Annotated in this window: 20 protein-coding genes and 1 pseudogene; 6 read left to right on the top strand and 15 right to left on the bottom strand. The window is 47.0% G+C overall.

What is annotated here, in order from left to right; all coding sequences use genetic code 11:
• The coding region (locus A2F46_RS03040) for a hypothetical protein (protein ID WP_197457535.1) at nucleotides 1–1,621 on the bottom strand (1,621 nt) is incomplete at its 3' end.
• Nucleotides 1,622–2,474: 853 nt separating this feature from the next.
• On the opposite strand from A2F46_RS03040, the gene A2F46_RS03030 reads away from it, so the two are divergent.
• Nucleotides 2,475–3,374, top strand: coding sequence for a LysR family transcriptional regulator (locus A2F46_RS03030; RefSeq protein ID WP_066566399.1), 900 nt, complete (start codon nucleotides 2,475–2,477; stop codon nucleotides 3,372–3,374).
• 255 nt (nucleotides 3,375–3,629) lie between these two features.
• On the opposite strand, the gene A2F46_RS03025 is transcribed toward A2F46_RS03030, so the two are convergent.
• The 6 genes and pseudogenes from A2F46_RS03025 to A2F46_RS03005 all read right to left on the bottom strand — a co-directional run bounded on the left by A2F46_RS03025 (nucleotide 3,630) and on the right by A2F46_RS03005 (nucleotide 9,358).
• Nucleotides 3,630–5,441 (bottom strand): assimilatory sulfite reductase (NADPH) flavoprotein subunit, encoded by a 1,812-nt coding sequence (locus A2F46_RS03025; protein ID WP_369796303.1) that lies wholly within the window; start codon nucleotides 5,439–5,441, stop codon nucleotides 3,630–3,632.
• A 129-nt stretch (nucleotides 5,442–5,570) separates the two neighbouring features.
• Complete coding sequence (locus A2F46_RS03020; protein ID WP_066566486.1) at nucleotides 5,571–6,887, bottom strand: sulfate adenylyltransferase subunit 1; 1,317 nt, start codon at nucleotides 6,885–6,887, stop codon at nucleotides 5,571–5,573.
• A gap of 30 nt (nucleotides 6,888–6,917) precedes the next feature.
• Entirely contained in the window at nucleotides 6,918–7,214 is a 297-nt protein-coding gene (locus A2F46_RS13400) for an alpha/beta hydrolase (protein WP_369796302.1), read from the bottom strand.
• Between the two features lie 11 nt (nucleotides 7,215–7,225).
• A complete protein-coding gene (locus tag A2F46_RS13395) occupies nucleotides 7,226–7,492 on the bottom strand; it encodes an alpha/beta hydrolase (RefSeq protein WP_369796301.1) in 267 nt (88 codons plus the stop codon).
• Between the two features lie 25 nt (nucleotides 7,493–7,517).
• Nucleotides 7,518–8,431: pseudogene (gene cysD / locus A2F46_RS03010) on the bottom strand (sulfate adenylyltransferase subunit CysD).
• 165 nt (nucleotides 8,432–8,596) lie between these two features.
• The gene (locus tag A2F46_RS03005) at nucleotides 8,597–9,358 is read right to left on the bottom strand and encodes a phosphoadenylyl-sulfate reductase (RefSeq protein WP_231867688.1); all 762 of its coding nucleotides are present in this window, start codon (nucleotides 9,356–9,358) and stop codon (nucleotides 8,597–8,599) included.
• A 233-nt stretch (nucleotides 9,359–9,591) separates the two neighbouring features.
• Here A2F46_RS03005 and cysG point away from each other — a divergent pair, with 233 nt between their 5' ends.
• A complete protein-coding gene (cysG, locus tag A2F46_RS03000; protein WP_066566395.1) occupies nucleotides 9,592–11,004 on the top strand; it encodes a siroheme synthase CysG in 1,413 nt (470 codons plus the stop codon).
• Nucleotides 11,005–11,090: 86 nt separating this feature from the next.
• Here cysG and A2F46_RS02995 read toward each other — a convergent pair whose 3' ends face one another.
• From A2F46_RS02995 to sstT, 3 genes are all read right to left on the bottom strand, one after another.
• Complete coding sequence (locus A2F46_RS02995; protein ID WP_066566392.1) at nucleotides 11,091–11,987, bottom strand: glycosyl transferase; 897 nt, start codon at nucleotides 11,985–11,987, stop codon at nucleotides 11,091–11,093.
• Between the two features lie 162 nt (nucleotides 11,988–12,149).
• A complete protein-coding gene (locus tag A2F46_RS02990; RefSeq protein ID WP_066566389.1) occupies nucleotides 12,150–13,145 on the bottom strand; it encodes an LLM class flavin-dependent oxidoreductase in 996 nt (331 codons plus the stop codon).
• Between the two features lie 140 nt (nucleotides 13,146–13,285).
• Nucleotides 13,286–14,521, bottom strand: a complete 1,236-nt coding sequence (sstT, locus tag A2F46_RS02985; protein ID WP_066566387.1) for a serine/threonine transporter SstT — start codon at nucleotides 14,519–14,521, stop codon at nucleotides 13,286–13,288.
• A 252-nt stretch (nucleotides 14,522–14,773) separates the two neighbouring features.
• On the opposite strand from sstT, the gene rfbB reads away from it, so the two are divergent.
• Genes rfbB through A2F46_RS02965 form a run of 4 tightly spaced genes read left to right on the top strand, consistent with a single transcriptional unit; the run spans nucleotide 14,774 to nucleotide 17,809 of the window.
• Complete coding sequence (rfbB, locus tag A2F46_RS02980) at nucleotides 14,774–15,865, top strand: dTDP-glucose 4,6-dehydratase (protein WP_066566386.1); 1,092 nt, start codon at nucleotides 14,774–14,776, stop codon at nucleotides 15,863–15,865.
• 8 nt (nucleotides 15,866–15,873) lie between these two features.
• A complete protein-coding gene (rfbC, locus tag A2F46_RS02975; RefSeq protein ID WP_066566376.1) occupies nucleotides 15,874–16,434 on the top strand; it encodes a dTDP-4-dehydrorhamnose 3,5-epimerase in 561 nt (186 codons plus the stop codon).
• A gap of 38 nt (nucleotides 16,435–16,472) precedes the next feature.
• A complete protein-coding gene (locus tag A2F46_RS02970; protein WP_066566373.1) occupies nucleotides 16,473–17,210 on the top strand; it encodes a glycosyltransferase in 738 nt (245 codons plus the stop codon).
• Between the two features lie 26 nt (nucleotides 17,211–17,236).
• On the top strand, nucleotides 17,237–17,809 hold the full coding sequence (locus tag A2F46_RS02965) for a hypothetical protein (RefSeq protein WP_066566372.1): 573 nt from the start codon (nucleotides 17,237–17,239) through the stop codon (nucleotides 17,807–17,809).
• Nucleotides 17,810–18,104: 295 nt separating this feature from the next.
• On the opposite strand, the gene A2F46_RS02955 is transcribed toward A2F46_RS02965, so the two are convergent.
• From A2F46_RS02955 to glf, 5 genes are all read right to left on the bottom strand, one after another.
• Nucleotides 18,105–18,740 carry a glycosyltransferase gene (locus A2F46_RS02955; RefSeq protein ID WP_066566367.1) on the bottom strand — a complete coding sequence of 212 codons (636 nt, stop codon included), beginning with the start codon at nucleotides 18,738–18,740 and terminating at the stop codon, nucleotides 18,105–18,107.
• Nucleotides 18,741–18,825: 85 nt separating this feature from the next.
• Entirely contained in the window at nucleotides 18,826–19,647 is an 822-nt protein-coding gene (locus A2F46_RS02950; RefSeq protein WP_066566366.1) for a glycosyltransferase family 25 protein, read from the bottom strand.
• A 32-nt stretch (nucleotides 19,648–19,679) separates the two neighbouring features.
• Complete coding sequence (locus A2F46_RS02945) at nucleotides 19,680–20,459, bottom strand: putative nucleotide-diphospho-sugar transferase (RefSeq protein ID WP_066566363.1); 780 nt, start codon at nucleotides 20,457–20,459, stop codon at nucleotides 19,680–19,682.
• 24 nt (nucleotides 20,460–20,483) lie between these two features.
• The gene (locus A2F46_RS02940; protein ID WP_066566361.1) at nucleotides 20,484–21,326 is read right to left on the bottom strand and encodes a glycosyltransferase family 25 protein; all 843 of its coding nucleotides are present in this window, start codon (nucleotides 21,324–21,326) and stop codon (nucleotides 20,484–20,486) included.
• Nucleotides 21,327–21,496: 170 nt separating this feature from the next.
• On the bottom strand, nucleotides 21,497–22,609 hold the full coding sequence (gene glf, locus A2F46_RS02935; RefSeq protein ID WP_066566354.1) for a UDP-galactopyranose mutase: 1,113 nt from the start codon (nucleotides 22,607–22,609) through the stop codon (nucleotides 21,497–21,499).
• Between the last annotated feature and the right edge of the window lie 422 nt (nucleotides 22,610–23,031).

Here is a 23,031-nt window from a genome sequence, read left to right as displayed (position 1 = left end):
CAATGCTACCATCGGTTGAACTGATCATACCCTGATTATTCATCACCCCTATGGTATTGGCGTTGTGAATGCCTTTTTTCGCTTTGATTTCAGCATTTTTACCATTGGCAATGGTGTTGATGGTTCCTTGATTATAAATACCAGTGGTGTCGGCTTCAACCGTCCCTTGGTTATTCACCGCATCAATAACAGCGGTACTTGCCTGATTAAAAATGCCATTATAAGTCCCTTTGATGGTGCCATTTTCAGCATTATTTAAGGAAGTTATCAAGGCATCATTATAAACACCGGCCGTAACCCCTTTGATTTTGCTTTGATTATTGACAGTGGTAATGGTACCCCCATTGTAAATACCATCTCCGGCTTCCTTGCTGCCACTTCCGTTAATCAGACCATCATTTTCTACCAGGGTTATCGTACCTTCATTGGTGATGCCGTCTTTACCACCTTCAATTTGACCACTGCCTTGATTAGTGATTGATTGGATAGAGCCCGTTGCGGCCACGTAAACACCCGTGGTACCCCCTAAAATAGCACTACCATTGTTCACGGTGGTGATGACCCCGCGATTGGTAATACCATCTTGTTCCGTTCCCGAAATTTTTGCCCCATCCCGATTGATAATGCTACCTATGGCGGTGCTTTCCTCCAGTGTGATGCCAGATACTCCCCCTTCAATAAGAGCTTGACTACCGCTATTTTGAATATAATCTATGGCACCGTTAGCATCGGTTGTACTGAAATTTTCAATCCCATTTTTGGTAACACCTTGAATAGTGCCAGTGTTGGTGATGCCGACAATGCGGTTGCGATTGTCGATACCAAATTCACCTCCGGTAATATCGCCGCTATTGATTATTTCGCTATCGATGGTGCCTAAATTGCGAATACCCGATTGTTCTTCACCTTCAATCTTGCCTGCATTCACAACGGCTCCAGAGAGCAAACTGTCTGTACCCGCCAAATTAATACCATACACCCCACCGGTAATTGAACCTGCAGCAGTATTCACCACGCTACCATCTGCTGATGAGCCACCGGAAATGCGAAATCCCGAGCTGTCTTCCCAACGCTTTGTACCTGTAATGCTGCCTGAATTGTATAAGGCAATTTTACCTGCGTCATACAAACCGGTATCTTCAAAGCCAGTAATTTTCCCGGTATTGAGTTCCACGCCATGGCCAGACACATTAATGGTCCCCGTATTGACTACCCCAGCCATAGACAAACCTTTATTGGTACCTATCCCACGGCCACCGCCACTACCAGCACTAACAATGCTACCGTCATTGGTAATTTTTCCCGCATTGGCTTGATTGACCCCCACACCCCAGTTGGGAAAGTTGCTCAAAGTAAGTGTATTGCCGGCAGCCACAACAATATCTTCATTGACAACAGTATTGCTACACACTGCTTGGTCACCACCGCCAGTAACGGTACCACTGCTGCAATTCAGCGCATAGGCTGGCAATGCAAACGCGCCCAGCAACAATAGGGGAATGGTTTTTAGTGACCACTGTATGCACAAATTCTCAGCAGAACGATTGGCTTGGTGCAATGGAGCAGACACCGTCAGATTCCGCAATTTTTTGGCGGGAGTCGCCAGTATTCGTTTTTTCATTCAAGGCATCCTTTAAATTTTTCATTATTTAAATCCATCTGGCTTTACAAACAGATTTCAGCTAAAAAACCAGATAATTAATTTCAATAAATCACCCAATACATTGATTTTTTAATATTTAAACGCATCCAATACTGCCCAATAAATGCGACATGCATTGATTCCCCTAGCACTCCTTAAAGGTAAATATTAAGCTATGAGTAGTAAATTTATAAAAAATTCAGTCAAACGGCATATTTTTTAATTAAAAATTATAGTGAGTCCACGAAAATGGCGTAATCCATACTGAATTTTTCATTTACTTCAAAGGCATATTTTAATTCTGTATGCACCCCAAAAGACATTAGAGCCCTGCTTGGCCTACTTCAATAGGCAATACCTCATGGCTGCGAACTCTCCAAGAGCGACCGAAATGAAACAAGGGGAGTTTCCCAGCACCCTCATGGCCCATCAAATCATCCAAAATTCCATGATTAGAGCGATGCTTTACATGGATTGCACACCGGTATGACCCATTCAACGAACATTACATCCCGATAATGAGTACAGCTCAGTTGCATTCAAACCAAGCAAGATGCGTACTGCAGGCCTCAACATGCCCACTTCAATAATTGGGCGCAGAAGCCACTGTCCCAAGCCAGCTCCTTTTACCAACAAAAAAAAGCTGCCTGAAAATTCAGGCAGCCGATCCTGGCAAGGAAAATAAGCAATTTGGTTTTCGATCAAAATTTCCCCTTGGATCAGCCAACACAAATGCAGCCGTTATTATAATTTTTTTGTTGCACTGCGATAAACCCAATTCAACTGATGTTATTATTAAGCTCATCTTAATAATCATATCCTTCATTGGCGCATGACTGAAATCAAATCATTATTGGCTTTTGCCGCCGTCATGGAACATGGCAGCATGATTAAAGCCGCTCAAATCCTGGGCATGACCCCATCAGCCGTAAGCCAGCACATCAGCAGCTTAGAGCAAAAACGCGGCGTAAAGCTCTTTCAGCGCAGCACTCGGCGCATCAGTCCCACTGATGCAGGCCGTTTGTTGGGCGTGTATTGCTCGCGCTTATTAAAAAATCTCAACGATGCCGAAAATGCCTTGGAAAACATCCGCACAGAGGCAGCCGGCCCGCTGAAAATCACAGCACCCTCGGCCATGGTCCATGCGCCCGCATTCCGCCAAGCACTGCGTGATTTAAGTCAAAATTACCCCCACATCACGCCCAATTTAGTCATGACAGACAGCATGCTGGATCTAACTCAAAGTGATGTGGATATTGCTATTCGCGGTGGCAATTGCCTGAATACCCCCAATATGGTGGTGCGTCCACTGACCACTTGGCACATGCAGGTTTATGCCGCTCCTTGGTATTTATCCACCGTGCAGGCAGCCCAACATCCACAAGACTTACATGCCTATTGCTGGCTCAGTACCCATTCCGTGCAACGTCAATTCACCCGCGATCATGATCATTATATGCTGCGCATCGAAGATTTCTGGACATGCCAAGAAATGGGTGCCATTGCCACCATGACCTTGGCTGGCCTAGGTGTATCTTTCCAATTAGACGGAGAAATGGCGGAACATGTAGAAGCAGGTCGTTTGGTGCCGCTCTTGCCTGAATGGCAAATCCTCAGCATCCCTGTTTACATTGTGACCCCATACCGCATTCAATCAGCCAAGGTAGCAGCGGCAGTGCATTTGTTTCAAGCGGCTTTTGCCCGACAAGCCAATCATGAAATCTATCCCTAACCATAACCACGTTTTGAACGCGAATGGATCCAATACCCAGGCTGCCTGAAAAACATTGAGGTCGCCTTATCTCGCCCTATCTGTTTGAAACAAAAAAGCCCCTTCTTTCAAGAAGTGGCTTCAGGATGTTGACTCATCAATGGTCATGCTGAGTTATATGGATTGTAATGGCCAATCCGTTTCTCTGTGCATTATCTTTTGTATATGGCACAACCTCGAGGATTTTGGAGCAAACCCACCAACCACCAGTCCACATCAATACACATCCCGCTGATAACGCTTGTCTTCCCGCAATTCATTCAAGTAGTCGTCAGCATCCTCGGCACTCAGTTTGCCCTGCTCCGCAATGATATCGAGTAAAGCGTGTTCCACATCACGGGCCATTTTAGTGGCGTCACCACACACATATACATGTGCACCGCGTTGCAACCACGCCCATACCTCGGCGGCTTCTTCGCGCAATTTATGCTGCACATACACTTTTTCACTGCCTTCACGACTCCAGGCAAAATCATATTTATGGAGCAACCCATTTTTGCGATATTGCTGCCACTCGGCTTGGTAGAGAAAATCATCGGTGAATTTCTGGTTGCCAAACACCAGCCAGTTTTCCCCACCATCACCATTGGCCTCTCGCTGTTGCATAAAGGCGCGAAAAGGTGCCACACCGGTGCCAGCACCAATCATGATAATCGGCGTATCACCATTTTCAGGTAGCCTGAAATTAGGATTACGTTCAATGAATACACGCACCGCTTCGCCTTCATCCAAGCGCGCGCCCAAATAGCCAGAGGCGCCACCAGTATACACAGTAGCATGGTGTTCAAAGCGCACTACACCTACAGTGATGTGCACTTCTTCCCCCACTTCTGCTTGCGCCGAAGCAATAGAATACAAGCGCGGCGTCAGCGGGCGAAATAAATCATGCAAACCCTGAGCGGCCAACACATGCGGATAATCGGCAAACACACCCACGGGTGGAGTATCCGCAATGTATTCATTCAACTGAGCTGCATCGGCAGCCAGCTCACGCAAATCCGCCTGCTCCACCCATTGCGCATAGGTTTTCACCAAAGCGGGGGTGGTTTGCGTGATGTCCAGATACGCGCGCAATGCCGTTTCAATGGGCACTTCCTCACCATTGACCAAACGGACAAGATCATCACGGTTCACTTGCGTGTGTTGCAGAATTTCCGCCACCAACGCAGGGTCATTCTGGTAATACACCCCCAATGCATCACCCGTTTGATATTGAATGCCCGAATCCGACAAATCAATTTCAATGTGCTCGACATCTTTGGCAGCATGGCGTGACGTGATTTTCTGGCGCACGCTCAATGTGGCCGAAAAGGGCGATTCTTTGTCAAATTTTTGCGTCGGTGCCGCTGCCACCGATACCGCTGCTGCAGGAACATCGCCCGCGCGGGCGGCCAAATCAGCCACGGTAGCAGTAATGGCATCTTGCCAAGCAGTAGCGGTAGGTTGGTAGTCTAAATCGCAGTCGACACGATCCAGCAAGCGTGTGCCGCCCAGTATGGCCAATTGCGCATCAAAATCTTTACCAGCCTGACAGAAATTGGGATAGCTGGTATCACCCAAACCCAAGACCGCGAAATGCAGGCGACTTAAATTGGGCGCTTTTTTACCAAAGAGGAATTTATGCAACGGCACAGCCTCTTCAGGCGGCTCACCCTCGCCTTGTGTCGACGTCACCAACAGCACAATGTCTTCATCAACCAGACTCTTGCTCTTGAAATCACCCGCCGCAACCAATTTGGCGTTCACACCTGCGCTCTCCAGCTTCACCAGAACTTCTTCGGCCACGCGTCGGGCATTGCCGGTTTGCGATGCAGACAAGACAGTTACTGTACGCGCAGGTGCTACGGCATGCGTCGTAGGCACCCCATTCGGCACTACTGCACTGGGCGCTGCCACACCTTGGCTTTGCGCCCACGCATAACCAGAGAGCCACGCCAGTTGAGTGGGAGAAAGCGCGGCCAATTGCTGAGTCAGTTCAGGAGAAATGGGTAGGGTCATGTTGTTCTCGGTAGGGTCATGCGGCCACATGTCGGGCAGCCTAGTCGGCGCAAATAGTACCAATTTGTACAGGGGTTGAGAAAGAAATAACACTTATTAAGATAGAAGCCGCAGGCATATGCTTGCTATGCCCACGGCGTGGCATCAATGGTGGGCAATTTAGATGGCCCAATCCCCGCCATCATCGGTTTCCACCACCATACCGGCGGCCACGGTACGGTTAGTGGCTTCATCAATCAGGATAAATGCGCCCGCAGCTGGGTTATGTGCATAGGCCACAGGCACAATCGGTTTTTGCAAACTCAAGTGAACACGACCTATGTCGTTGAGCTTCAAGGTATCGGCATTTTGTGTGTGGCTCAGTGTTTGCACATCCCATAAATAATCAATGCTTTTGACTTTGGCATACACCGTTTGGGTAGTGTGTTTCAACCAATAGCGGCGTGCTGGATTCAATGGCTTATCATCAAACCAACACAAAGCAGCCGTGAGTACTTGGGTGGGATGTATGCGGCTATTGGCAGCCACGATGCTGTCGCCACGCGACACATCCACGTCATCGTCTAGGGTAACCGTCAACACATCACCGGGTTTGGCCGAGTGTAGGCTGCCTGAAGGGCCAAAAATGGCTTTGATGTGGCTTTTGTGACCAGCAGGTTCAATGCGCACCGCATCACCCACCGATAAACAGCCTTGTTCCAAACGGCCCTGATAGCCGCGAAAATCATCGGCTGCACTGCCATCTTGCCGTGCCACGCGTTGAACGGGCAACAAAGCTTCATCAACATCTGCTGTGGCCGAACCATGATCAGTCGGCAACTGTTCCAACACACGCAGCAAAGGCTGGCCCGAATACCAAGGCATGTGTTCGCTGGCATTCACGATATTATCGCCATTGAGCGCCGAAATCGGCACATAAACCACTTGGCCAATTTTTAAGGTTTCGGCCAGTTCTTGATAGGCTGCCTGAATGGCTTTGAATTTATCTTCGCTGTAATCAAGCAAATCCAACTTATTAACGGCAACAATAATATGCTGCGTTCCCAATAACTTTAAAAGCGCGCTGTGTCGTTTGGTTTGCGCCAGCAACGCTGGCCGCGCGGAGGAAAAATCCACACGAGTGGCATCAATCAACACGATCGCCGCATCCGCTGTAGATGCACCGGTAACCATATTGCGGGTATATTGTTCATGCCCCGGGGTATCAGCAATGATGAATTTACGGGCGGGCGTAGCAAAATAACGGTAGGCCACGTCAATAGTAATGCCTTGCTCGCGTTCGGCAGCCAAGCCATCGGTAAGCTGGGCAAAATCAGGCACGCCTTCGGTAGTCCGCTTATGTTTGCCGCTGTAGAGTGAGGCCACTTGATCGGCCAGCAATGCATGGCTGTCATACAGCAAGCGTCCAATCAGAGTGGATTTGCCATCGTCAACGCTGCCTGCAGTGATGAATCGCAATACGGAATCAGTACTCATGGTGTTCTCTCGTGTTTCTTTTTTCAAATTTCAGGCAGCCTTCGCACCCAATAACATGGGCTGCAGTGCTGCCCACACTGCTGGCAAGGTTGTAAACCCATCGCTGGCCATCAAATGGCCGCCATCGGCCACCCAATCAATCGGACTATTCAATGCATGGGCCATGCGAACGCTCAATTCAGTCGGAACATGATCATCGTTATCGGAAATCAAACAACGCACCGGCATACCTATTTTTTCTAACGCCACATAATCTGGCTGGCTTTCATCAATATAGCCATCCAACACCGGCAGACGTGGCAGACGATCAGCAAAGCCTGCAGCCAATACCAAACCACCTAGCGCGAAGGCCGGCGGCGGCTGAGAAAGTGCAGCAAACTGATGGTACCCAAGCTATGCCCTACTAAAAAGGTTTGCTCATCCGGCGTCCTCACCGCCTCATCCAGCAGATGTTGCCATTGGTGTGCATCTGGGTGATTGGGATTGGGCATGCTGAGCTGAAAAGATTGTGCGCCAGCAGCCTGTATGTTCGCGGCCAACCAATCAAACCAGTTGCCGTGCGGGTCGCCTTCAAAGCCATGCACGATAAATACACGTTGCGTCATGGAAATTTCCTATTCAGGCAGCCATTTAAAAATAGCCTGCTTTCTTGCGCTCTTCCATTGCCGCTTCCGACACCTGATCATCCATGCGGGTGGCACTGCGCTCAGAAATGGTGGTTTGCGCGGTTTCAGCAATAATTTCCTCTGGAGTGGACGCGGTACTGGCCACCGGACAAGTACACGAAATATCCCCTACTGTGCGGAAGCGTACACTGCGGATTTCGCTGGTTTCCCCTTCTTTTTTGGGCGTCAATCGCGTCACCGGCACCAACAAACTGCCACGTGCCACCACTTCACGCTCATGCGTATAGTAAATAGGCGGCAAAGCCAGTTGTTCCCGGGCGATGTATTGCCAAATATCCAGCTCTGTCCAATTAGAAATCGGAAACACGCGCATATTTTCACCCAGATGCAGGCGGGTGTTGTACAGGCTCCACAGTTCAGGGCGTTGGTTTTTGGGATCCCACTGACCAAACTCGTCGCGGAAAGAAAAAATACGCTCTTTGGCGCGCGCTTTTTCCTCATCGCGGCGCGCACCGCCCATTAACGCATCAAACCCATGTTTTTCAATGGTTTCCAATAACGTCACCGCTTGAGCGGCATTTCGCGAATCGGTTTCGCGACGCAACACCACGGTACCTTTAGCAATCGATTCTTCCACGCTGCCCACCACCAATTTGGCGCCAGTGCGGTGCACGGTTTCATCACGAAACGCAATGACTTCAGGATAATTGTGACCCGTATCCACATGCACCAGCGTAAACGGCAACTGCAAAGCGCGGCCCGGAATCTGGAATGCCTTGATGGCCAAAGCCAATAACACCACGGAGTCTTTACCACCGGAAAACAACAAAGCTGGTTTTTCGACTCAGCCACCACCTCGCGGATGATGTAAATCGACTCGGCTTCCAGCCAGTCCAAATGTTTATCTTGAATGCTCATGCTCTGTCCATTTGCAGGGGCATTGCCCCCATTAAATTTGTCCAATATCCCAACGAAACGGTTTATGCTACCTATTGCTTCATGCACCACGGATAAAACCATTATAGATGCCGTTATTTTTCAGGCCGCCATCCGCCAAAACATTCAGGCAGCTTGCATCACGATTTATTTGTGTAACCCGCATTCTTTACTGTCTCGGCTTTCCCACCACCAACGTCCTGCCCGTATGTCCTCACCTGCTTTCACGGCCTTCGTACATGGTTCACAGCCAATGCTCGGATAACCCTCTCGGTATAAAGCATTAATTGGTAAATCATGTTGCTCTACATATGCCCAAACATCGGTTTCATGCCAATCAAAAATTGGATTGAATTTGGCAATGCCTCGTGCCTTATCCTGTTCTTCCCATGTCAGCTCTGTTCTTGTGGCCGACTGCTCACGCCGTTGCCCCGTGAGCCACGCATCAGCATCCGCCAAGGCGCGGTTTAGCGGCTCAATCTTGCGAATGCGGCAACACGCCCGCCGCAGGTCCACACTATCATAAAAAGCATTTTCACCATGCGACGCCACATACTCATCCACTGCTTCGGCATGCGGCACATATTCTTTAATCGCAATCGACCAACGCAGACGGGATGCAGGCAGCAACGCCAGCGTTTCGGCGTTGAGTCTACCCGTATTTAAAGTAAAAACCTCAAAGGGCAAGCTCAGTCTTGCGATGGCATCGGTAATCACCATGTCTTCTACTGCCAAGCTGGATGCCAGTTTGACCCGCAAAAACCGTGTTGCGATGTCAAGCAGGCGATCATCCAATGCCTGCGTGAGTGCAGGTAAGCGAGCCGTGGCTGCAGCATTGTGTGGCGGGGTCCATAGCTGAGGGCGGAACATGGGGTACTTCCTTGGTTTGCGGTATTTTATCGTTTTCATGGCGCACGCAAAGTGCATGACGCTGATTCGGTTCACATACTATCAAGCTGCTTCGCACGCACGAAAGAATAAAAATTTCTTTTTATATAACCAAAACACGCAAACATGATTGCTTGAGCGCCTATCTTCTGGGCATATAACCGCTTGCGCTTACCTTAGATAAAACACTTATTTTCCGGGTCGCACCCAATCCGCTATGATGGCAAACCAATAAAATCATCAGGCTGCCTGAAATGAGCCACTACCCCTTATTTGCCAATTTAAATCAACGTGCTGTGCTGCTGGTCGGTGGCGGGCATGTGGCTGAGCGCAAAGCCGAAGCTTTACTCAAAGCAGGCGCTATTGTGTATGCGGTATCCGGCCAATGGTCAGCACGATTTAAAAATTGGCTGGATGAAGGGCTCATCCAAAATGCGGGCAATACGTTTGCCAGCCATTTATTGGACACCGTATTTTTGGTGGTAGCGGCTACTGATGATGCTACGTTAAATACTGAAGTGTTTCAGGCAGCCGAAGCAGCTGGTAAATTTTGTAACAGTGTTGACAATCCAGCGCAATGTTCATTTATTGTGCCTGCCATCATTGATCGCCACCCCATACAAGTGGCTATTTCCAGCGGCGGCGCAGCACCCGTTTTGGCGCGGCTGTGGCGCCAAAAAATCGAAACCCTACTGCCTCAACATATTGGCAAAACTGCAGCACTGGCTGGCCGCTTTCGCGCGGTAGTCAAGCAAAAACTCCACAACCTTACGGAGCGGCGCCGCTTTTGGGAACGGTTGTTTGCGAGTGATTTTGATAGCCATGTTGCCCGTGGGGATCATCGCGCAGCTGAAACCGTATTGCACCAACAATTGCAACAACACCAACCGCTGAAGCAAGGCGAAGTCACTTTGGTGGGTGCGGGGCCGGGAGATGCGGGCTTGTTGACCTTAAATGCCCTCCAAGCCATGCAGGCAGCCGATGTAGTGCTGTACGATGCCTTGGTTTCTGCAGAAATTTTGGAATTGGTGCGACGAGATGCTGAGAAAATTAACGTAGGCAAACGTGCTGGCGCACATCAAACACAACAGGAAGAAATTAATCGGCTATTGGTTAATTACGCGCGGCAAGGCAAACGTGTGGTACGCCTCAAAGGTGGTGATCCATTTGTTTTTGGCCGCGGCGCTGAAGAATGCCAAGAGTTGGTGAAAGCGGGCATCCCTTTTCGTATCGTGCCCGGTGTGACTGCTGGCTTGGGTGCCACAGCCTATGCGGGTATCCCGTTAACCCATCGTGACTATGCTCAAACCGCCTTATTCATCACTGGACACTTGCGTCTCGATGCCGATGATATGCAATGGCACACACTGGCGCGTGGGCATCAGACCTTGGTGATTTACATGGGCACCATTAAAGCCGAGTACATCAGCAAAGAACTCATTGCCCACGGTCGAGCAGCCAACACGCCAGTTGCAGTGGTTTCACAAGGCACCATGGCCAACCAGAGTGTACGCACAGGTCAGCTAAGCGACTTACCTTCTCTGGCTGCTGACGCACCCACGCCCGCATTGATGATTATTGGCGAAGTTGTCAAACTACGTGAAGAACTGTCGTGGTTTCAAAAAAACAACACGCCTGCCATAATCAATACAAAGACGGCTGCCTGAAAACCAAGTGACTTCATGGATTAGATGCGCCATTCAGCCACTTGCTTCGTGAAGCCAGCTCTGCAACCTCAATGTTCAGTTACGGATTAAGCCTTGCCGCGTAATTGATTCCAAGTTCGCGACAACCAAGATTTTTCCTTTTGCTTTCGCGTTACTTCATTTCCGGTATAACCAGCTTGAGATGCTTTTGGGAAGGCACCAAAAGGCACTACAGCATAATTTTCCAGCTTATAGCCTGCATCCAGTGCCTCTTGATAGTACTGATCAAACAATTCAACTAAGTCTTTGCGCGGGTGCGGCAAAATATCACTATCAAACCAATGTTTTTGGCCAGCTGCCTTTAGGCGTGGTATGGAATATTTATGGCTAAACTGGGTTCCCATGTCTGAATAATGGAGAATTTTCATTTGCTCAATGGGCAAACCTTCTCCATCGACACAATTCCATGCTTCTGTGTATGGTTGTACCCACTCAGGGTGCTGTTTCAGCTTGGCCATTAATTCCTGATGAGCACTTGGATTTGCACGCAATGTAGCCAAATTTGGTAGTTTGTCCTTGGCTTTAGCGCAATCCCAAACACAAGTACACAAGCGGGTAAAGCGCTTGCCTTTGGCATGATCATGCACTTCTTTAGCAGCCACAATGGCCTCCCCTTCGATAGGGTGGCGCCACAATTCAGCCAAATCGGCCAGCACAATCATATCGGCGTCCATATAAATTGCACGCCCTTCATAATTACATGCTGCAGGAATCCCCCACCTGAACCCAGAAAAAGGTGTCGCCCATTTCTCCGTGTGCCAACCAGCACCAGTTTGAGGATCAGAGTACCACACGCTCTTGGGGTCATGACTCAGTTGCATCCAATGAATTTTTACCGGTACGCTGGTATTTTTGTGAATACTGTAATCAACCACCATCATTTGCTCAAGATCACAATTATTGGGATCGCAACCCACAAAAACATTCAATACTTCCTTACTCATGCCCAATCTCCCAGTGCATCGATATGAAGGAGCTATTCTAAACCCACCTCAACCTAAATATCTGCTTAAATGATAGCTTTTTTCATATGTAATTTTGATATAAAACAAATAACATATTGTTTTATTTGTTTTAAGCCCTTAAATTACTGAGGTCTTTACTCATCAGGCAGCCTGATCTGCTACGGCTTTGAAAAGTCGATAAGATTCGATTTCTTTATCCATGTCATACACATACGTGACTGCCATAATTTCATTCGGCTGGTAGGATCGCCGATATTCAGACAATGCTGCGGTGACCGTATTTTCGCTGCCTCGCAATGTACAGGCTGTAAATCCTCTCACAAAGGCCTGCTCATCCGCCTGCCACAATCCATCCATACGCTCCACTGGCGGCTGTAACGGCTGGCGGTCATTGCGTGCCAACCCCAAAACCGATTGCCAATGAGATGTTTGTAGAAATGCGGCTTCCTCATCTGTAGCCGCCATCACCACATTCACGCACAAAATAAAATAAGGTTCAAGACATTGCGTAGAAGGCTTAAACTGTTGACGGTAAATCGCAGCAGCCTCATCCAGAAAGCGTGGCGCAAAATGGGCTGCAAATACATAGGGCAACCCCAACTCTGCGGCCAAATACGCACTTTCTGTGCTGGAGCCTAGAATGTATAAAGGCACTTGTGTGCCGATTCCGGGATAAGCTTTCACAAACCCCTGCTTGTCGGTTGCACTCAAATAACGCTGTAACTGGCGCACATCGTCAGGAAAACTCAACGACACATCCCGTGCTTGTCGACGTAAAGCGGCGGCTGTCATTTGGTCCGTTCCGGGTGCTCGCCCCAATCCCAAATCCACGCGATTGGGGTACATTGTAGCCAAGGTACCGTATTGTTCAGCCACCATTAGCGGGCTGTGATTGGGGAGCATCACGCCACCCGAGCCCACGCGCAAATTGTGTGTGTGCGCCAAAGTATGGCCAATGAGGATTTGGGTGGCCGAACTCACCACACTGGGCATATTGTGGTGCTCTGCAATCCAATAACGCTGGTAACCCATAGTTTCGGTTGCCTGCGCCAGCCGCACCATGTTATCAATGGCCTCTGCCGTGCTGTCTCCCGCCCGACGAGGCACTAAATTCAGCACTGAAACAGGAATCGCCATGATGCATCCTTTCTTACATAAGCCGATGTAGCTAGCATGCGGCCAAAGCAGCTAAATGCAAGTCATGCAGGCGAGCCGGCACATCTCATCAACAAAATGCCCCGCAAAAATACGGGGCACTTTTCAAATCAACACGCAATTTATTCAGGCAACAGTGTAATTTGACTCGGATCGCGACCTTGTTTTTTCAATGACACCACTGATGTAAACAACATATCACTGGACGAGTTCAATACGGTTTCTGCCGAATCCTGAATTTCACTGATTACGAAGCCAATGGCCACCACCTGCGCCGCTACAGCAGGGTCAATACCAAACATGCTGCACGCCACGGGAATCAGCAACAAGGAGCCACCTGGTACGCCAGAAGCACCCAAGGCGCATACTGTAGCCAAGATACTCAGCAACACAGTTTGCATGTAGCTGATATCCAAGCCCAAAGTATGGACTGTGGCCATGGTCATGGTTGTGATGGTGATGGCCGCACCATTCATGCTCATGGTTACGCCCAACGGAATCGACAACGAATAAATTTCTTCAGGCAATTGCATGCGCTCAGCCAATCGGATATTCACCGGGATATTGGCAGCAGAGCTACGGGTAAAGAACGCGGTAATGCCACTATGCCGCAAACACATAAACACCAACGGATAAGGATTTTTGCGAAAATTCAAAAACACAATAAACGGATTGACCACCAAAGCTACAAATATCATCAACCCCAGCAGCACCCCAATCAATTGCAAATAATTTTGCAATTTGGCCAAACCATCGCTGGTGAAGTGCGAAGCCACCAAGCCCAGCACCCCATATGGTGCAATGGCTACCACCAAACGCACTACCCAAATAATGGCATCCGAACCATTTTTAATCATTTCCTTGGTGGCTTCACTGCTGCGGCGCAAGGCAATACCTAAAGCGGTTGCCCACACCAAAATACTCAAGAAATTACCGGTAGCCAATGCGTCGATCGGGTTATCCACGAATTTCAATACAATGTTTTTCAAGATTTCAGCCACGCCTTCGGGTGGTTTTTCCGTTGCGGGGGGGATGTCCATCACCAGATGCAGCGGATACAAATAGCTGACCGTCGATGCCAGCAAAGCGGAAATCAACACGGTAATGGCATACAACCAAGCCACCGATTTAATACTGGAGGCATCTTCAAATTTATTATTCACAATAGAAGAAATGACCAGTGCAAAGACCAATACTGGCGCCGCAGCGCGCAGTGACTGGATAAAGACCTTGCCCAAAAATTCCAGTTTATTACCCAATTCAGGGAAAAAAGCTGCAATGGCACCACCAATGGCGATGCACACAAACATCCGGCCAATCAGATTGCTTTTAAACAACAACCACATCAGTTTTTTCATACACACCGTCCCGTGCTTGCAAATTTATTTGGATTTATTAATAGATGAAGGAATAATTTTAGCATGTAATAAATTCGTATTCAGGCGGCTTGTTTGATTTAAGTGAACTCATGCTATAAAAAATCAAATATCAGTACCTTTATCCCCGCAGCAGCTAGAACCTATTGATATTGATGAATCAGCACAAATGATCGCGCAGTAAGACAATCAAGCGTTGCGTTATAATGCTGAACCAAGAAATGAGAGCATGCCATGTTGCCTGAAAATTCAGCGGTGTTTGTGACTGGCGGAGCCGGTTTTATTGGTTCTGCGCTAATACACTATCTATTAGCCAATACAAACATGCACATCATTAACATAGATAAACTCACCTATGCAGGGCAGCTGACGTCCATTGCTGATGCAGTATCCAATCCGCGTTATACTTTCATTCAAGCGGACATATGCAATAAACAGATCTTAAGTACCTTATTTCGGCAGCACCAACCCCTAGCAGTGATGCACCTGGCCGCAGAAAGCCACGTTGATCACAGCATTGATGCACCTGCTGCATTTATACAAAGCAATATTGTGGGTGCATTTACGCTGCTAGAAGCCACGCGCGAGTATTGGCGCCAAATGGAAGAAAATCAGCAACAAAATTTTCGATTTTTACACGTATCCACTGATGAGGTATTTGGCGATTTAGGCGAAATAGATCAGCCATTTACCGAAAATAGCCCATACCACCCTAGCAGCCCATATGCAGCCAGCAAGGCCAGTGCCGACCATCTGGTGCAAGCGTGGCACCGCACGTATGGCCTGCCTACGCTGATTAGCCACAGCAGCAACAATTATGGCCCCCGCCAATTTCCAGAAAAACTGATTCCCTTGACCATTATTCGCGCACTGCAAAGACAAAACCTACCCATTTACGGGTCAGGTACACAAATTCGCGATTGGTTGCATGTTGACGACCATGTGCGTGCCTTATGGCTGATACTCAATCACGGCCAATGTGGGCATCACTATGCTGTAAGTGCCCAAAATGAATGGTGTAATATGGAGATCGTACACAAAGTATGTGCGGTTTTGGATGAGCTTTGTCCTTTGCCTCATGACAACAAACTAGGCGCTATTCAACGCTACTCCCAGCTCATTACGCATGTAAGCGACCGCCCAGGCCATGATTGGCGCTATGCACTGAATGCCGCAACTCTCCAACAAGAACTGAATTGGCAGCCAAAATATGACTTTGTGCAAGGGCTTCGCCAAACCGTACAATGGTATCTTGATCACCGCGACTGGTGGCAACCTATTTTGATGCGCAGCAATACCGCCGAGCGCCAAGGACTATCATCTTAATTTCAGCCATGCAAATCCTATCCACGCCGATACCAGGCGTATCATTGATTCAGCCTGCGGTGTTTACTGACGACCGCGGTCTGTTTTGGGAAACATTTAATGAAGCACGGTACCGGGCCGTGCCCGGCTTGCCTGAAACTTTTGTACAAGACAACACTTCCCGCTCACACCAGCATGTGCTGCGCGGATTGCACTTTCAACACAAGCATCCGCAAGGTAAGCTCGTTAGTGTGATTCGAGGTGCCATTTTCGACGTGGCCGTAGATATCCGGCACGATTCCCCTACTCTAGGTCGCTGGTTTGGTGTGACACTTTCCGAACATAATCACACTCAATGCTGGTTGCCACCAGGTATGGCACATGGCTTTGTGGTTTTGAGCGAAATCGCCGATGTCGTTTATAAATGTACGGATTACTATCACCCTGAAGACGAAGGCTGCTTGAAATGGGACGATACTGAACTGGGCATTCAATGGCCCGTATCAACGCCACAAATTTCTGCTAAAGATGCACTAGGACTCAGTTGGCAGCAGTGGCTGAGACAATATGGTTTAACGACAGGAGAGTGATCGGCTATACTTAGCCATTCTTTTCAGGCAACCAGCACATGAGTCATAATTATATTTTGTGCATGAAATGGGGCGTCAAATACGGCCCAGAATACGTCAATCGCTTATACCACATGGTACAACGCAATCTTACTTTGCCATTTACCATGGTTTGCCTTACCGACGATGCTCGTGGGTTAGACTCAGCCATCCAATGTCACCCTATTCCCGAACTTAAGCTTCCTCAAGGGCTGCCTGAGCGCGGCTGGAAAAAACTCACGACGTTTTCGCCCAATCTCTATGGCCTAAAGGGCACCGCTCTTTTTCTAGACATCGACATTGTCATCATCGATAACATCGACTGTTTTTTCACACAACCCAACACCCGAAATGATGAACTATGGATTATTCGCGACTGGAAAAAACCGTGGCGATTGGTAGGCAATAGCTCGGTGTATCGTTTTGAAATTGGATCCATTTCAAACCTACTCCATTATTTTGAAGCGAATTTCGCACAAATTCGCCAGCGCTTCCGTCATGAGCAGGCATTTCTGTCTTGGTATGTCCGTGAACACCATCAATTGAGCTACTGGCCACAAAACTGGTGCCTCAGCTATAAATACGATATTTTGAAAAAACTACCCATGTCTTTATGGCAACCACCGCAGAAACCGACCTACGGTAAAATTATTGTATTTCATGGCGAAATCAATCCGCCAGATGCCATTCAAGGCGGCGGTGGGAAATGGTACCGAAAAGTACTTGCCGCACCATGGCTAAAAAAATATTGGCTATAAAAATCCATCCATAACTGACACAACAGATGAAAAAGATTAAACCCAATAGCCGTTTTTTTATTATTGGCAACGCCTTAGAACAACGGGATATTAGCCACTTGATTCAGAATGACGACATCGTCATCCGCTTCAACGACCCCAATCCTACTTGTCAACTCATGGCAGACTGGGTATTTATTGCCAATGGCTATACACAAATTCGTCATCTAACCATTGATCGACGTTTTTTCAAAACCGACACTCTGGTTTTTTTCCGCTATCAAATGGCCGATATTTTGCATGCCCGCTACCAAAACATCCCTTTGCATAAGCGTGTGAAATACTTATGGCGATTCCCAAAATGGAAAAAACATTTCGGACTGGATCAATACCCCACTCAGATAGTCCCTTTTGATGTGTATCGACATTGCGCTCAGGTGTTGGGCTATCGCCAGCCCAGTACTGGTCTATTGGCCATTGACTATGTTTTGTTAACTCACCCCCACAACCACATCTACGTACACAATTTCACAAATGAAGGCTGGGTCGGGCACAACTGGGATGATGAAAAACGCATTATGAAATCATGGTTGGATGAGGGCATCATCGAAGAGGCATGATGTTATAGTCTCGTTTCAGCCTAGCCACTGAATTACTTGAACGCAATCCACATCAATTTTAAGGCTTTCCCCCACATATGGTGCTTCACCAGCAATGTGATTACTTGGCCAATTGATTGCTTTTTTTGTGCATACAATTGGTCAGCAAGCTGCTGCAAAGCCAGTTTATCTGCAACGTTTAGTTGACTCTTATGCGCATTTCGTTGCAATCTCTTGTAGTAAACAACTGCTTTATATAATAAATAAGCCTGACTCTTTTCGTCCTTCACTACCCGAGCCGCGTAATCTGCCTGAACTAAGTAGCCTGAATGCCATAAGCTTGACCCAATCCCATTTTTTGTACAATCGACTGTCCCCAAATGCGATAATGCACCAATGAAACGGGCAAATAATAAAATGTTTCACACTGGTTGAGCAGCATGGGCGTGTAAGTAATGTCTTCATAAGCAGGAATCATCAAATCCGGCAAAGCGTGAATCAGGGCCCGACGGAATACTTTATTCCAAAAATAATGCCTGCCATCTAAAATCGCGATCCGATACAATAAATTACCAGAATTTCTCAACAACGTATTAGAAGGCGCAATAGATAAAGATTCTTGAGATTTAAGCGTTCCACTATCGTCATAGAATACATCATAATCAAACAGCACCACATCGGGTGTGAATCGATTCAATATCTTCAATAGTCGTGCTGGAGCATCTGTGGCGACCAAATCATCAGAATCTACAAACCAAATATAATCTGCACTACTGGCTGCCAACAATAAATGACGCACTTGGGTGATTCCCACATTATGCTGTCCCCGGATCAGGCGTATATGTGATCCAGAATAGGTATCTTGAAAATGCTGAATAATCTGATAGGAATTATCGGGTGAGGCATCATCGTAAAAAATAACTTCGGCTTCATCCGGCAAGTTGGGCAGCAATTTTTCCAGAAGCTAGGCAGATACTTCGCTACGTTGAACACGGGAATCAACACACTCAAACGCATAATGATCTTTCAACCAATATTCAATCAGCCTGATCGACGGTGTGCGCAAAATCACCGACATGAACAGGCACCCATACCCGATGAGCTCGTCCTAACACTGTTAGTTGCCGCCATCCCATGCGACATTGAGCAGCAATCCGCCTATATTTAAAGCACAGATGCGAGCGGACATTGGGAGCATTAAGTTTTGTATGATTAGCAGGTGTAATGGTGGATGCAAAAAAATTGGTTTGGCGTAGACCATACGCCATGCACTGATCCAACTGAATGGCTGCTGCCGGGTAAATTTGATAAGCATTCAATTCATATGCACGACACAAAAATGCATCCGCCAATGCAGCTTCTTCTTGAGCGGTCTTGATCAACAGCTTTCGCGCACCTTGGGGATATAGCACATACGCTGCGGCACCACTGCGATCTTGATACAACCGATACAAGCGATTGCCGTCTATCAAATCAAACGATTGTTTGCCCAATAATTTTTTGCGATTACGCGCCTCTAAAGTCACATAATCGGCTTGCCAGATATTCTCCGATAAGGCCTGTAGAAGCTGAGGAAGCTGTCGAGACAGTAATGCATCATCTTCCAAAATCAAATAAGGATGACCATCATCAGCAACTTTCTGCCAAGCCGCTTGATGACTAAGAAAACACGCCACTTCCGCAGGACGCATTTTTCGCTCCCACCCATTGGCCAGTGCTTCGTAGTCATGCACACTCAAATCATCGGCATTTACGGCAGGCAAGCGCTGCATGTTTACGCCTAAGGCAGCCAATTGTTGGCACTGAAAAGCCAACCGTTCCTTCGACCGATCCAAATTAATAATGAGGGCAGAAATCATGTGTTATCACTTTTCAGGCAACCCAAATTATTTTACTGATCAGGGAATAATATTTGTTCAATTTGCTGAATCCGATCAATGCGGCGCTGCACACGACTACGACGCAAAGAAAATAACTTGCCCTTGGTACGCGTTCCTTCATTAACCGAACGGGCTGCCTGCAGTTGCTCAATGTAGACGGTTTGTTTTTCAGCCAGCAGATTGTCTTCCCGGTCAAAAACCCAGCAGAATCCGACTGGCAAACGATGGATTCGATATTGAGGCGTGGATTTAGCTTGATCAGCCTTTAGAATATCCTGCAATACTTGCTGATCCCAAACGTCGGGACGCGCTTGGCACTGCCTATTCCACTCTGCCAATAATTGTTTAACTGCCTGTGTATCCTGAAAAAATAAAGTTGCGGAAACCAAGTGATCGTCACCCAAGTCAAAATAGGCCGCCACATCGCAATCTAGTTGGGCCAAATAAGTCAATGGTGAACGATGAAAGACCGCATCAACATCAACATACAGCATTGGGCCACGAACTAACTCTCTTTCTTGCTGTAAATAAGCCGATTTGAATGAGGTATTTTTCACCCAATCCCCCTGGCTTGGCACTATCGTAGCTTTAACCTCAATACCCAAGCGAGCAGCGGAAGCACACATACGATGCGCTTCATTACTGTAAAATGCATCATCAGTGTGAAAAGCAACCACCGTTACAGCACTATCTGCCTGTGCTTTCATATCCTCAGTAATGGTTGCAGGAAGAGGCACCACTACTTGGCGGTTACGCTCCCGCCATGCATATTTTCGACCCAATGTAATCATAATTATTTGCTCAAAATTTATCGATCAAAGCCGCGTCCATCCATACATTCGCAGCACATCCCAGCGCCGCTGTAACCGTCGGCTTTTCACGAAAAAACGCTGGATTCTTTGGCCCAAAGAAAGCAAGACACGCGTCCGATTTAAAATATCAGAATCGAGCGTTTGTGTAGCCAAAGGTTCTGCTAGACAAGCTTCTCTTAGCATACCCCCTGCATGATGCCACGCCTTATCAATTGGGAAGTATAGACTTTCCGTTGCCACCAATAACTGCTGGGCACCTTTTTGCGACAAAATGTAGCAGCAAGCCAAAGCAGGAGCTGGATCACATTCGCACACAATCATACCATTGCCCAATGCCCGAATACTAAAAATCCGCCAATCCACCACTGCTTCACTTTCCATTTTCCGCCACTGCTTTCGAGATTGCCAAAATGCCGGCCGTTGGCATTGTTTTTTTTCTAAACAGGTTATGACATCATGCACATCCAACTCATAAGGTTCTTTAATTGCCAAATTCAAAAAATCATAACGGTGGTAATTTTTTTCATCTGCAAGCAATATTGCTAGCTTTGGATGAATGCGAATATCATCTTCCAGAATCAACGCATAATCTAAATTTTCATCAACCATACGCTGCCACACAGCCCGATGAGACAATGCACACCCTATCTCACCAATAACAGGCATTTTTTTGCATTCCAATAAAAAACGAGACTCATCGAATACATTCTTCTGCTCTGGCGACATTGTCTGCCCGTCTATTGCAGGAAAACGCTCGAAGGGTATACGCAAATCATCTAGTTGTGCCTTAACAAAATGCAAGCGATCAGGACGTCGATCTAAGTTGATTACAAAAGTGTTTAACATGCTTCGCCATCCACCAACATTGTTTTTGCCTAGAGCTCAAGCGCCGCAGTTGCCGATATGGCACATTGTTTCGAGTCGCCACGCCAGAAAACCACCATACTCGCTAAATAAAAATCAAACCGAGCAAGCGCAATGGGTCACTCGGTTTGATAATAATACGAGACACTCTGTTAAGCTTCAGCAAATGCCACTTTCACCGCTTTCAAAGCCGAAGCAATAATCTGATGCATATCATAATATCGATACTCTGCGAGTCGCCCGCCAAAAATGACATTTTCTTGTGCCGCGGCCAGAACCCTATATTGCTTATAAAGTCCTTGATTATGATCATCATTAATTGGGTAATAAGCTTCTTTTTGCAAATCCCAGTTTTGCGGATATTCTCGTGTAATCACAGTTTTCGGCTGAGTGCCAAATTCAAAATGCTTGTGCTCAATAATCCGCGTAAACGGCACATCTCCATCATTGTAATTGACTACTGCGCAACCTTGATAATTATCGGTTCCCAATACTTCGGTTTCAAATCGCAGCGAGCGATAAGCCAATTGCCCCAATTCATAACCAAAAAACTCATCAATTTTGCCAGTATAAACAACCTTATCAGCTAAACCATCAAAATGCGCACGATCAGCAAAATAATCCACACCAGTTTGCGTATCAATACCGTCCAGTAGTCCATCAACGAGTTTATTGTAACCGCCCACAGGAATTCCTTGGAAGCGGTCATTGAAATAGTTATTATCGAATCGCAACCGAACTGGTAAACGCTTAATAATAAAGCTGGGCAATTCAGTGGCTTTTTTGCCCCATTGTTTTTCGGTGTATTCCTTAATCAACGTTTCATAAATATCTTTGCCCACCAAAGAAAGCGCCTGCTCTTCCAAATTTTTTGGCTCGGCCACACCATATTGCGCAATTTGCTCGGCTAATTTCGCCTGAGCTTCAGCTGGTGTTTTGGTACCCCAAAGCTGATAAAAAGTATTCATATTAAACGGTAAGTTATACAGCTTGCCTTTGGCCAATGCCACAGGGCTATTGATATAATGATTAAACGGTACAAAGCGATTTACATATTGCCAAATAGATTCGTCATTGGTGTGAAAGATATGTGCGCCATATTGATGCACCTGAATGCCTTCCACCTCTTTGCAATAAACATTGCCACCAAGATGCGTTCGTTTATCAATCACCAGTGATGTTTTGCCACGCAGTTTCGCTTCATGAGCAAACACTGCACCAAACAGACCACTACCAACGATCAGGTAATCGTATTTTTTTTGCATATTTATTCCATTGCGTATTTTTATAAATTCATCATATCAAAAATAATTGATTTCAATTCATTTCATCCTGAAATCCTGAAAATTTTACGTTTCCACTTATCCCAAGTAGTCATCGCTAACATTTGATTCTTGTTTTTAATTTCTTGCCTTAATTCACCAATCAAACAATCTTTTTCTTGCAATTATTGTTGAGACTCTTTCAGTACATTATCTTTGCTCTCAAGACGCTGATACAAATCATTTAAGTTAGTGATTGATTCTTGGTATATTTTTTTAAAGCCCTTGTTATCCCAATCTCTCAAGTAGCTCAACCTAGACTCATACCTAGATCTAGCTTACAAATCCAAAATTATAGGGAGGAAAATCTCATTAACATCAGATAATTGAGGGTCGTACCCATAATCAGCATCGAAGATATGCGT

This window comes from Snodgrassella sp. CFCC 13594 (genome assembly GCF_001590725.1).
In the GTDB taxonomy this organism is placed as follows: Bacteria; Pseudomonadota; Gammaproteobacteria; order Burkholderiales; family Neisseriaceae; genus Snodgrassella.
Note: the sequence above shows the minus strand (reverse complement) of the source record. Positions and strands in the feature narration are given on the sequence as shown.